This is a genomic window from Chryseobacterium lactis, assembly GCF_003815875.1.
GTDB lineage: Bacteria > Bacteroidota > Bacteroidia > Flavobacteriales > Weeksellaceae > Chryseobacterium > Chryseobacterium lactis.
The window spans coordinates 5,198,340-5,210,887 of sequence record NZ_CP033924.1; the positions used below are offsets into that span (position 1 = coordinate 5,198,340).

Below are 12,548 nucleotides of genomic sequence, written 5' to 3' on the forward strand. Positions count from 1 at the left end.
AATACTATGAAAACTGAAGATCTTAATAAAATCCTTGAAGACCCTTCCCTTTCCAGGGAATCCAAAGAAAAGCTTCAGGATCTGCATACCCATATTTCCAAAAGGGAATTTTCAGATCTTTTAGATGAGTATGGTCATCAATACGTAGAATTTGTACAGGAAGGCGGAGGTGTTTGGGGAAGTGCGCTGGTAGGCTATCTTTATGGACTGGAAATCTTTGGAGTTCGTTTTCTTAAAGTGGCAGGAACCAGTGCAGGAGCAATTAATACCATGTTGATTGCTGCCTGCAGAACGAAGGAAGAGGCCAAAAGTGATGTGATCAAGGATATCTTATTCAAGTGGGATTTTTCAGATTTTATGGATGGAAAAACGTATGTAAAAACGACGCTCCATGCCATGTTGAATAATAAGAATTTCTTTAAAATCAATGCGATTCTTGCCGTCATTTTTATTGTTATTCTGGTTAGCATTCCTTTTGCTGTTCCTGCAGGAACGATCCTGAACGCCAAATTAATGTTTCTTGTCCCGGTAGTTCCGGCTGTCATTCTCTTTTTTTGTATTAAAAAGCTTTACAATAATTTCAGAAAAGCAGACAGTGGACTTAATCCCGGTGACAAATTTTTGGGTGCCATGAAGAATGCTCTGGATGGCTTTGGTGTAAAAACCGTGGCTAACCTTAACGAAAAATTTATTCAAAAAGAATATGACCTCAATCTGAATTACCGCTATGGAAACAGACAGGAATATTACAACCTCGCCCTACAAAATATTGAAAAGATTAAAACTAAAAACCTTGAGCATATCGACCTGACAAGGTATAAGATCTTTTATGACAGTGCAGCCAACAATTACTATTATAAAGACAATCCGTTTTACCAGTTAAAATCAGATTATGTAATTATCACTACGGATATTAATGCTAAAATAAAGGTTGAACTTCCTACTATGGCCAATCTCTATTGGTCTGAGGAAGAGTTAAAGCACAGTAGCCCGGCAGAATTTGTAAGAGCATCGATGTCGGTTCCTTTCTTCTTTAAACCTTTTCAGAAGGATATTAATAAAAATGATGATTCTGTAAAATATGCCTGGAGATTCTGGATGAATACCAAGCAACAAGATATTAATTCTGTTGGTGTTTTCATTGACGGAGGCAGCATCTCTAATTTTCCGATTGATCTTTTCCATGCAGATGAAGTTTTTCATCCAAGGCTCCCCCTTTTTGCCGTACAGCTTACCAGTGATTCCGGCATTCTTTCGGAAAGAGGTAAAACAAGGGAAGAAATTATGGCTACCCCGTTCAGCTATGCCGGAAATATCATCGATACTTTAAAAGGATTTAATGATAAAACATTCCTGACCAAACATAGTTTTTACAGGCTTTACAGTATCCAAACCGTTAATTGCGGAACCAGCAGCTGGCTGAATTTCTTTATGAAAAAGGAAGAAAAAGAAGATCTTTTCAACAGAGGTTTTCAGGCTGCTTTGGATTTCCTTCATCAATTCGATTGGGAAAAATATAAATATGAAAGAGTAATGCTCTCCATGAAAGAAAAAAAAGTACTGAAAGAAGAGGACACGCCAACGGTGGGGTAAAAACACCCAATCATGCAGTAGTATGATCAGGTATTTTTTTATTAATTGTTTTATAAATTATCAATGAATTCCAAATACATCGGAACACTCTTTTCAACCCATTCATCGGAAGAATTGCGCTCTATTCCATAATATACAAAAGGTTCTATGTAATCTGCCTTGATGTAGTCAAAAGTCAACTCATAAGGTCGGAAAAGCTCATTCATGGTATATTTATATTCTCCTGATGCAGCATAACCGTCTTCATCAATTCCTGCGGTAACTGCTAAGGACATTTTCTTCCCTGCAAGTTTGAACCCGCTGTTACTTCCATATGCCCAGCCATACAAAACAACCTCATCCAGCCATTGTTTCAAAAGTGGAGGACTGCTGAACCAGTAAAAAGGAAACTGAAATACAATTTTATCATAAGATTCCATAAGCTCCTGTTCCTTTGCCACATTAATTTTTCCGTCGGGATAAGCTTTATATAATTGATGAACAGTATAATTTTCCGGAAACTTTTTCAGTTCTTCGATCCATTTTTTATTAATCACGGATTTTTCAATATCCGGATGGGTTACAATAATTAACGTCTTCATTAAGTTTAAATTTTCTACTACAAAATTACGATACGTAACTTACATTCCGTACATTAGCTACCCATTGTATGGTACTATAAAAAATGTAAGTAATGACTAAAATAAAGGAATCATCCACCAATTTTGCCAATAAAAAAGCACTTTCAGACGAGTGCCCTGAAGTATATACTTCCAACATCATCGGTGGACAATGGGCTTTGGCTATCTGCTGTTATCTGGTTAATGGGAAAATGAGATTCGGAGAGCTTAAAAAAAGGCTTCATAATATTACTGAACGTATGCTTACGCTTCAACTTCGCCGTCTGGAAGAAGATAAAATTATCACCAGAACAGTTTTCGCCGAAGTGCCTCCACGGGTAGAATATGAGCTGACAGAAATTGGCTATAAATTGAAACCAATCATTCTTGAATTTGAAAAATGGGGATTAGAACATAGAGCTCTGGTAGAAAAAGAAAGCCACAACAAACACTGAAATATTTAGTCCACAACCATCAAAACTGAGGGTATGATGATTGTGGTTTATCTTTGATTATTGACCTTCCGCTTCTTTCCACAAAGGTTTTTGAGCCAGAACCTTTGAATGAATCTGACAGGTTTCTGCATGAGCTCCTTTCAGGTATCCTGTGCTCATTAAAAACTCGTTGACAATTTCTCCTCCTGTAAATTTGAATGTTTTCTTGAAGAGTTTCATCCATTCCGTAAGTGTTTTAGGATGATGATGTTCCAGCCATTTTTCAAATGATCCGAATTCCTTTTGCAACTCAAGAATGGTTTTGGCATTTTCAATCGCTGCGTTTACCTTCAGTTTATTTCTGATGATTCCGCTGTCACTCAGCAGTCGTTCACGGTCTTCTTCGGTATACGCTGCAATTTTTTGAATATCAAAATTATCATATGCCTTTCTGAAGCTCTCTTCCTTTTTCAGGACAGTTTCCCAGCTCAAACCAGCCTGGTTAATTTCCAGGATCAGTCTTCCAAATAATTCATTATCATCATGAATCGGAAATCCATAGTAATTATCGTGGTAATTTTTATGCAGTTCTTTTCTGCTTTCCGGCTGCATCCGATCTATGGCTAAACAATAACTCATTGCAATATCCTATTTTTAAGTTTAATAATGTAAAGATAAGACAGGATGATGACAACTGTTAGTCAGTAGGCTATTTTAATAACAGTTTTTATTGTTTTTCATCCTATTTCAGACCAATAAAGATTGTTTTTTTTCAAATTATTGATTTCCAAACTAAAATAAAGTGTAGTTTTGCAGCAATGTCAGACACCAGAATCCATATAAAGTTCTATAAAGCCATCATTTTGATGTCTATATTGGTGTTCTCCTTGTCACCATGTTCTGTAAAAAGAGATGTTCTTGATATTTTTGACATTCAATACATCAGTGGTTTAAATAAGGTAAAAACGACATCAGGATTTTCTATACAATGTGATGTCAATTCTACCACCTCATCCAAAGTTTCCGTTTCAAAATCCGAAATTAAATTAAAGCATAAAGAGTTCTTCTATTCGAATTCTATTGCAAAAAATACGAAAGGAAAGGCATTTTTCAATGAGTATTCAGGATATACTACGGGAAACAGTCCTCCGAAATATATTTTATTTAAAAGATTGAAAGTGAGCCTGGCTTAAACCTATTTTAAGCTAAGCAAAATCAATTTTTTACAGTAAAAATATTTCAAATTCAATGAAACATACTCTTAATAGCCAGTCTTCTGATTTGGCCGGTTTATATACTTTATCCCTCCGCATGGTAATCGGATGGACTTATTTTTCAGCGTTCTGGCGCAGACTTGTCCTTGAAAACAAATTAATTCCCGATGAGAAAGGATATATCGGGGAAAAATTCAATCATTTCCTGCCTAATGCTTTAGGAATAAAACCGATCATCGAATATCTTGTTACCCATCCGGATGCATTACAAAGGTCCATGATGATTTTTACCATTATTGAAGCTATTGTAGGATTATTTATTATTCTGGGATTATTCACCAGACTCATGAGTATCGGAATTTTCAGTCTTGCTCTGGGAATCCTTCTGGGATCGGGTTGGTTGGGAACAACCTGTGTGGATGAATGGCAGATTGGTGTACTGGGAATTGCAGGAGGTTTTGTGTTGTTTCTTACGGGAAGTAGCAACTACTCCATTGATCATTATTTTCTACAGAAAAACAAGCCTTTCACCCGGACAAAATGGTTCCCGTGGGTGGGATCAGGAATGCTGCCTGTTTCTAATATGAAAACCTTTGTACTGACCGGGTCTGTTCTTATTTTTGGACTGACGCTGTACACGAATCAGTATTTTCACGGTGGAGTTTGGGGAACACTGCATAATAAATCTGTAAAGCCAAAAGTCGAGATTTCCAATATTTCACATAATAATTCGGATTTAACCTTTGAAGTGTACAGAACTGAAGGAGCTGATGTTTACGGGTCTTTCCTGATCGGAATCCATATTCTGGACAAAAACGGGAATATCTTAAAGGAACTCAACCCTCAGGAACTCTCAGGGTTTTCTAAGGAGAAGATTAGGAACCATTACGTAGCCAAAGTAAAACCGGGTAAACATAGTCTTATCATTCCTCTTGGTGCAAAAGCTGATGTAAGTATCAATATCGATGATATTATTCAAAAAAATGAAATCCATATGCTGAAACTGATTGACATTAGTGGTATTGAATGGACAAAACAAATCAGATAAAATGTATTGGTGAATAAAGGGCGCTGAACTCTTCGATGTCCTTTATTGTACCAATTTCAATGAGGGTTCCGAGATGTGTAATACAAGGTTTTATTGCATCGTTTGGCTAAAGCCGGTGGCATTTTTTAATATAAAAAGCGGACTAAAGTCCGCTCCTACTGATGTTTAATGTAATAATCTTTAAATCTTTATTTTTCTGTTACTTTAACTTCGTAGATACATGAGCTATCCGGATCAAGTTTCAGAACCCGGATATCAAGTAAAACATCCAGCCCCATAGTATCGCATACTCCCTGGACAAAAGGTTTTATAACAGGCCATTTCAACAGGTCTGCAATCTGAAGAGCCTGTGTAATTCTATGGTACCGGTCTGTTCCTTTTATCAACATATCAACTTTATGATCATTTAATTCTTTAAACTCAAAACTATATTCGGGACTGGATGTAAAAATTGCTCCAATAAGGACTTTTGCTGCTGCCGGAATCCCAACTTGTAAGCCTGGTTTTGTTTCCAGATTTCTTGTGGCCATTTTGGATCCGAGGTCGTACATAAATGCACGGGAAAGCTGCTCGATGGAGTCGGGGCCAAAAAGCCTTCCTGCCTGCGAGAGTAAACCTCCATAAAATGCTCCTGTAATATCTGAAAGCCGCTGGGTTAATTCTGTAAAAGTTCCCGGGAAAAAATCTGAAATAATCTGATCCTGATCCATTTCAGGAAGATAAATATCGTTTTTTCTGAAATCGGATAATGCTAAAAAGGTTTCCGGTAACTGTATATTATTCATGGTTAAGTTTTGTAAGTGTTTTTGTAGAATCTTAACTGATAAAAATGGTATTCCATAGTGACGAATAAAGAATTATTCAATCATCATCTGTTGTTTTACCCTTCACAGATTTTAAATCTTAAGGCACATCTATGCAATTTGTTATGATTTATTTGTCTGAACAAAACCTTACCATATTGTAAGGATAAAATACCATCGAATAAACACGATGTAAAAGTCAACCTGATCTACCAGTCGGTATTATGGTAAAAATGAGGTATTCTGCTCCGGCTTTTGCCTTTTGAAAAGGCATTCTGAGAGTGAGGGAATGGGTTCATATTTTTTTTGCATTTGGTACTGTAAAGCTAAAGAAAATAAATAAATTCTCCAACAGGTGATATTAGTTTTTATTCAAAAAAAACAATTTATTTCTACAGAGAATGAAAAAATACAGTAGATCCGAACTTATTGTTAATTCGTTAACTTCCAGTATGTATCAAAAATAACTCTTGAGAATCTGATAAAGTTCTATATTTTAAAGTCATAAAAAACCTCCGAAATACTTCGGAGGTTAAGTTTAAATTTAGTGCATGGCTTCACTCAAATCTATTTTTTCTTTACTTTTTCTTTCTTTAATAAATAAGATAAACGGAATACATATTAAGAATATTATTCCAAGGTAAAGAAACACATCCATATAAGATAAAACAGTTGCCTGTTTAGTTACTGACATATCCAGCATTTTATAAGCGGCATTCATTGCTGCATCAGGTGTCATTCCCTTTGCAATAAAGCTTGCTTTTAATGCGGCGAGTCTCTGCTGAACTTCAAAGCTGTTTTCATCCAGGTGAGAAATCAGATTCAGCCTGTACTTTTGTCCTGCATTGGCAATAAATGTTGTAATGGCGGCAATACCAAATGATCCTCCCAACTGTCTCATCATTCCGGTAAAGGCAGCACCCTGCCCGATTTCCTGACCTTTTAAAGTACTCAATGATAAGGACGTAATAGGAATGAATAATAATCCCAGTCCGGCTCCTCTTACAATCAGCATCCAGAAAAAGGCATCTTTACTGGTATCAGGAGTCAGGATTTTATATCCCCAGAAACTGTAGACAAAGAAGATAAACAATCCTAAGGATACCAGGATCTGTTGTTTTGCACCTTTTGCCAGCAATCTACCAATGATAGGCATCATGAAAGCCGTCGTCAATGCTGCAGGAATCATCAACGCACCTGACTGAAGTGCCGTCCATCCTAAAATACTTTGTGTATAAAGAGGAACAATGAATGTCGAACCATACAGCCCAAATCCTAACACAAATGACATCATTGTTCCGATTCTTAGATTACTGTTTTTAAGCACCCTGAGTTCAACAATCGGATACTTAAAGGTAAGCTCACGCCAGAGGAATAATATAAATCCTAAAATAGCTGCTATAGTAAATGCTACAATCATTCCGCTGGCAAACCAGTCTTCTTCATGCCCTCTTTCCAGGATAAACTGTAATGAGCCAACTGTTATGGCCAATAAAGCAATTCCTATCCAGTCTACATCGGAAACCTTACGTTTCTCGGCATATTTCGGACTTTTCACAAACTGTAAGGTCATTAAAGTTGCTGCAATCCCGATTGGAATATTAATATAGAAAATATATGGCCAGCTGAAATTGTCAACGATATACCCTCCTAATGGCGGGCCTAAGGTTGGACCAATAATTACCCCCAAACCATAGATCGCCTGAGCCATACTTCTTTTTTCAATCGGATAAGACTCCGTAATGATGGTCTGTGAAGTTACCAATAAGGCTCCTCCACCGATTCCCTGCATCAATCTGAAGAATACTAATTCCCAGATATTCGTTGCATTTCCACATAAAAATGAAAATATTGTGAATATAATGATGGATGCCGCGAAATAATTTCTACGCCCAAACTGCTGTGAAAGCCAGCTTGTCATCGGTACGATAATTACGTTCCCGATGGCATATGCCGTAATCACCCAACCCACTTCAGAAAGTGTGGCTCCAAGGTTACCCTTCATCTCGTTCAGGGCAACGTTCACAATCGTGGAATCCACAATCTCAAGAAGGGCACAAAGGATCGCAGTAATCGTAATAATTACTCTTCGGGCTCCATATTCTACTAATGAATCTTGCATAGTTTTTTTACGATGTAAAAAAGTCAATTGTGAATTTTACGATGTCAATAGATAGTGAACTTTAAAGCAGTCAGGTTTTAAACTGAAAGCAAAGCTGATTTACTATTGATAACGCGTTAATTGACTTTTAACAATTTTAAATATTATTTCAGGGAAACTTCTGCCTTCACGTTCATTCCTGTTCTCAATCTTTTTGCAATATTTTTATCAAGATTTACAAAATCGATTTTTACCGGAAGTCTTTGTACAACTTTTACGAAGTTACCACTTGCATTGTCCGGAGGAAGGATAGAGAAGGTAGCACCGGTAGCAGGAGAGAATGAGCTTACTACTCCTTCAAAATCTTTGTCAGGGAAAGCATCAATTTCAATTTTTACTTTCTGCCCTTCTACCATTTTATCAACCTGCGTTTCTTTGAAGTTTGCCACTACCCATTTCTGATCATTTTTAACCAAAGCAAACAATTGTGATCCGGCTTGCAGATATTGACCTGCCTGCGTAGATACTTTTCCTACATATCCGTCTTCAGGAGCCAGGATTACAGTATAGGATAAGTTTAACTTCGCATTTTCTACATCTACTTCTCTCTGCTTGGCAACAGATCCTGCAACGCTGATTTGTTGTGAACTCGCTGCCGTTTGAGAAGATGCGATGGTAGTTTGCTGAGCGATCTGATTTCTCTGATCAACCAAAACCTGTAATTGCTTATCTGCAGACTGTTTCGCTGCTAACGCCTGCTCATATTGCTGTTCTGTAATAGAGTGATCTTTTACAAGATTGGCATATCTCTTCAAATCCTGAGAGGTTTTCCAAACATTTACTTTTGCCGCTTCTATTTGAGCATTTGCAGTTACTACTGCTGCTTCAGAAGAACTGATATTTTTTGAAGTGGCAGTGGTCGTTGCCTGTGCATTTGAAATATTACTTTTAGCGGTAGATAAAGCTGCCTGAGCTTGCTCAAGCGTCATTTTCTGATCTCTGTTATCTAAAATAACCAAAGTATCCCCTTTCTTCACGAATTGGTTGTCTTTTACTTTTACTTCAGCTACATATCCGGAGATTTTAGAAATTACCGGTGACATATTGGAAGTAATCTGAGCATCATCCGTTTCCTCATGGTACTGTCCGTATGTGTAAGCTCTGTAACCATAGATTCCTCCTCCGATTACAACAGCTGCTAAAATAATTGGAAAAACTAAACTTTTTTTCTTTTTAGGTTCAACTGCCTGTGTATTATTATTTTCCATTTTGGTTTCGATCTGATTATTTAATTGTTAAAGTTCCTGTTGTTTGTAATAGTTTTCTATATGCTAATACGGCATCTGCTTTTGCATTGATCACGCCTACATTAGCTGAAATCTGAGCTGCGTCTGCATCCAATAGTTCTGTCATGGTTGCAAGACCGTTGTCATATTTGTTTTTTGTGATTCTGTAGTTTTCATTAGCCTGTTCAGCTGATTTCTCATACACAGAAATTCTTTTCTTCGAATAATCTGTGTTTTGATATTCTCTGTTGACATCCAGCTTAATGTTATCATTCAGTAATTCATCATTAGCCGCTAATTGCTTTTCTCTGGCCTGTGATTGTCTCAGTGATGAATTTTCTTTCCAGATATTGGATAAGTTGTAAGAAATCCCAACTCCCACATTGAGTGCATTGTATACGGTAAGGAATTTGGGAATGTCTGCCGCCACATATCCTCCAGTAAACGCTATTGAAGGAAGGTTTTCTGCTTTTGCAGCTTTACTTCCCAATTCTGCAGCCTTTCTTTGTTGAGCTAAAGCCTGTAAGTCCTTACGGTTTTCTCTGGCTTCATTAACATAAAAGTCTACAGGTTTCACTTCTGAACCTTCTTCAATATAATTCTGATCCACTTCAAGTTCTGTGGTTTCAGGAAGACCTAGCAACAAATCCATATTGATATTGGCAATATTGTAATTGTTTTTAGCTTCCAGTAACTGAAGTTCAATATTTGAAGTTTGCAGGTTAGCTTTTAATCTGTCGTTTCTTGCGATTAAGCCGTTATTTTCCATTTTAAGGAAAGTTTCGTCTCTCTTTTGGGAAGCAGAAAGGTTTTCTTCAAAAACTTTGATGGATTGATTGGCTTTGAACAAATTATTATAAGCCTGAGCTACATTGTAAGCAATCGCAATTTTATCATTTTCTGTACTTAGCTTAGAAGCTTCTACCAGATATTTTGCAGATTGAATACCATACTTGATTCTTCCCCCGCTGTAAATAGGAACACTCAGGTTGGCAGAACCATAAAGAACCTGATGAACCTCAGGGCCTCCTGCTCCACCTGACATCCCAGGTAATTTGATATCAACATTGGGTTTTATCGGAAGATACATATAGCTTCCTGAAACTTTCAATTCCGGAAGCTGTCTGTTTTTAGCTTCCAAAAGATCAGCGGTAGCCTCCTCGATCTTGGCTGCATCGATCTTGAGATTCTTGCTGTTCTGGATTCCCAGCTGCACAGCTTCGTCAAGAGAAAGGGTCTTTTTCTCCTGAGCATTTGCATTTGCTATTCCTACGAATAGTGATAATGCAATCACTGAGTTATTTATTCTCTTCATAACCTAAAAGGTCTTTTAGTAAATATTTTATATGTTTATTAAGTTCTGTATAGTATTTTTCGTCAAAAACGTCTTCCTCTTCTGTATCATTAAGGAACTCTTTGTACATTTCTTTTGCATTAAATGCATAAAATAAAGTTCCGCTTACTGTAGAATGAATCAGATAGATGGGTGGGTTTTTCGTAAAAACGCCATTTTTAAGTCCGCTTTCCAAGATCTGGGAATACATAGAGAGAAATCCCATTTTGGTTTGCTTCAAAAATTCTACAATCTGAGGGTTTTTGGTGTGCAATTGTTCCCTCTGCATAATCCTGTAAAAGCATTTTTGAGTTCTTATTTTGCCGGAAAACTGATCAATTACTTTTTCAATTTTCTGCCATTCGTTGATATCCGTTCTTCCCAAAAGATCTTTTGAAAAAAACTGACCTTCATTCATTCTGTACTCAACTAATTTCTCATACAATTTTTCTTTTGAACCAAAATAATACGAGATCATAGAGATATTTACATTCGCCGCTTTTGCTATTTCTCTGGTAGAAGTTCCTTCAAACCCCTTTTCAGCAAAAAGCTTTTCGGCTGCGAATAATATATTTTCTTCTTTTGAAATCATGTCACTATTCTTTTTTCAGGGCGCAAATTTACATAAGTTTTTAATAAGATCAAACGATTGATTGATTTTTTAATATAGATTTAATTTATTATTTATAAAAGACAGGTTCTATTGAAAAAAGTACATCATAAAATATAAAAGCAACAAATAAAACACCATTTAATAAAAATAAATTAAAAAAAACTCAAAATATTTAAAAACATAATAAACAATTATTGAAAAGGCTTATATTTAATGGCTTTTAAAATTTTAATCACAAAAAAACTCCGGTCATACGACTGGAGTTTATATTTATGAGCTTTTATGAATATATCTTGAGAGCTTAATTCCAAGATCTGTCCATACTATTTTAGGATTTCCGTTTCGGGTCAGATGCAGATCGGCAGTACTGATTTCTTCTAAGATGCTTTCAATATTGGCACCACTGATAAATTTTGAAAATCCTGCCCAATTAAATCCATTGGCATCGATCTTTTTATACACTAAATTTTCAGACTGATAATTCTGAAGAAGCGCCAATCTGAAAATCTCTGAGCAATAGTTGAGAAAATTTTTCTGCTTTTCCCTGTTCCATCCTGCAATTTCTCTTGCCCAGATAATAATACTTCTAAGGTATTCAGGTTTCTTTTTAACCATAAATGCATCGCGAACCCATTGTACAAAAAGTTTTTCAAATTCGTTACTTTTATCTCCTGAATTCAGCAGTTTAATGGCTTCGTTAAGATTTCCCTGGGCTTCATGAATAACTTCTCTTGCTTTTTCATCTGATACGGAGAAATTCTTTTTAAGATAAGTTTTGATATCCTCATCATCAATTCTGGAAACTTCTACGATTTGTGCTCTGGAAAGAATAGTAGGAAGTATATCGTTGGTACTTTCTGCGGTGAGAAGAATAACCGTTTTTGCCGGTGGTTCTTCCAAAAATTTCAAAAATTTATTTGAAGCTGCAATGTTCATCTTATCTGCTCTCCAGACAATGAGGATTTTGGTTCCGCCTTCATAACTTTTTAAGGCGAATTTTTGATTCTGGTCATCGATTTCATCCGCAGAAATAAAAAGTTGCTTATTTTCAGATTCCAGAAATGCGGTCCAGTCATCATAACTGGCATAAGGAGATTCCAGGATCATTTCTCTGAATTCATCAAACTTGTTTTTGCTTAATGAATTTTTATTATCTGTAAAAACAGGAAAGCTGAAGTGCAGATCCAAATGATTCAGATGCTCTACCCTGGAAGCAGCATGTTCATTTTCCTTGCTTAAAATCTCCTTTGCATAGGCTAATACCATAGGCAATGTTCCATATCCTTCTTTTCCTACAAAAAGCTGGGCATGGCTTACCCTGTTTTCAGCAATGCTTTCCCGAAGAAGTTTTTTCAGATTGTCCTGTCCGGCGATGTTCTCCCAATTCATGTTTCAAAGATAAAAAAATCTTATTTTATTTTTTTCAAATTAAACGGTATTTAATATCCGGAAAGTTTGTTTACTTATCTTTTTCTGAGTAACAGGACGCTTTATAGGCTATATCTATAATATCATTAGAGTAAA

The 12,548-nt window shown here is 36.3% G+C and carries 12 protein-coding genes; 4 read left to right on the forward strand and 8 right to left on the reverse strand.

Annotated elements, in window-relative coordinates; translation table 11 throughout:
* The first annotated feature begins 6 nt into the window (after nucleotides 1-6).
* Entirely contained in the window at nucleotides 7-1,593 is a 1,587-nt protein-coding gene (locus EG342_RS23165) for a patatin-like phospholipase family protein (RefSeq protein WP_103290326.1), read from the forward strand.
* Nucleotides 1,594-1,643: 50 nt separating this feature from the next.
* On the opposite strand, the gene EG342_RS23170 is transcribed toward EG342_RS23165, so the two are convergent.
* A complete protein-coding gene (locus EG342_RS23170) occupies nucleotides 1,644-2,174 on the reverse strand; it encodes an NAD(P)H-dependent oxidoreductase (protein ID WP_103290329.1) in 531 nt (176 codons plus the stop codon).
* 92 nt (nucleotides 2,175-2,266) lie between these two features.
* On the opposite strand from EG342_RS23170, the gene EG342_RS23175 reads away from it, so the two are divergent.
* Nucleotides 2,267-2,647: a winged helix-turn-helix transcriptional regulator gene (locus EG342_RS23175; protein WP_103290332.1), complete on the forward strand. Its 381-nt coding sequence runs from the start codon at nucleotides 2,267-2,269 to the stop codon at nucleotides 2,645-2,647.
* A 57-nt stretch (nucleotides 2,648-2,704) separates the two neighbouring features.
* On the opposite strand, the gene EG342_RS23180 is transcribed toward EG342_RS23175, so the two are convergent.
* Nucleotides 2,705-3,265, reverse strand: a complete 561-nt coding sequence (locus EG342_RS23180; protein ID WP_103290334.1) for a DNA-3-methyladenine glycosylase I — start codon at nucleotides 3,263-3,265, stop codon at nucleotides 2,705-2,707.
* A 179-nt stretch (nucleotides 3,266-3,444) separates the two neighbouring features.
* Here EG342_RS23180 and EG342_RS23185 point away from each other — a divergent pair, with 179 nt between their 5' ends.
* Nucleotides 3,445-3,819, forward strand: coding sequence for a hypothetical protein (locus tag EG342_RS23185; RefSeq protein ID WP_103290335.1), 375 nt, complete (start codon nucleotides 3,445-3,447; stop codon nucleotides 3,817-3,819).
* Between the two features lie 55 nt (nucleotides 3,820-3,874).
* Nucleotides 3,875-4,888 carry a TQO small subunit DoxD gene (locus tag EG342_RS23190; RefSeq protein ID WP_103290339.1) on the forward strand — a complete coding sequence of 338 codons (1,014 nt, stop codon included), beginning with the start codon at nucleotides 3,875-3,877 and terminating at the stop codon, nucleotides 4,886-4,888.
* A 188-nt stretch (nucleotides 4,889-5,076) separates the two neighbouring features.
* Here EG342_RS23190 and EG342_RS23195 read toward each other — a convergent pair whose 3' ends face one another.
* From EG342_RS23195 to EG342_RS23220, 6 genes are all read right to left on the reverse strand, one after another.
* Nucleotides 5,077-5,673 (reverse strand): hypothetical protein, encoded by a 597-nt coding sequence (locus EG342_RS23195; protein WP_103290342.1) that lies wholly within the window; start codon nucleotides 5,671-5,673, stop codon nucleotides 5,077-5,079.
* A 562-nt stretch (nucleotides 5,674-6,235) separates the two neighbouring features.
* Entirely contained in the window at nucleotides 6,236-7,813 is a 1,578-nt protein-coding gene (locus EG342_RS23200) for a DHA2 family efflux MFS transporter permease subunit (protein WP_103290345.1), read from the reverse strand.
* 143 nt (nucleotides 7,814-7,956) lie between these two features.
* Entirely contained in the window at nucleotides 7,957-9,060 is a 1,104-nt protein-coding gene (locus tag EG342_RS23205; RefSeq protein ID WP_103290348.1) for an HlyD family secretion protein, read from the reverse strand.
* Nucleotides 9,061-9,076: 16 nt separating this feature from the next.
* Nucleotides 9,077-10,393 carry a TolC family protein gene (locus tag EG342_RS23210; RefSeq protein WP_103290351.1) on the reverse strand — a complete coding sequence of 439 codons (1,317 nt, stop codon included), beginning with the start codon at nucleotides 10,391-10,393 and terminating at the stop codon, nucleotides 9,077-9,079.
* The gene (locus EG342_RS23215) at nucleotides 10,377-11,003 is read right to left on the reverse strand and encodes a TetR/AcrR family transcriptional regulator (RefSeq protein WP_103290354.1); all 627 of its coding nucleotides are present in this window, start codon (nucleotides 11,001-11,003) and stop codon (nucleotides 10,377-10,379) included. Before EG342_RS23215 ends, EG342_RS23210 begins: the two co-directional genes overlap by 17 nt.
* 291 nt (nucleotides 11,004-11,294) lie before the next feature.
* Nucleotides 11,295-12,413, reverse strand: coding sequence for a DNA polymerase III subunit (locus tag EG342_RS23220; RefSeq protein WP_103290357.1), 1,119 nt, complete (start codon nucleotides 12,411-12,413; stop codon nucleotides 11,295-11,297).
* Nucleotides 12,414-12,548 lie beyond the last annotated feature (135 nt).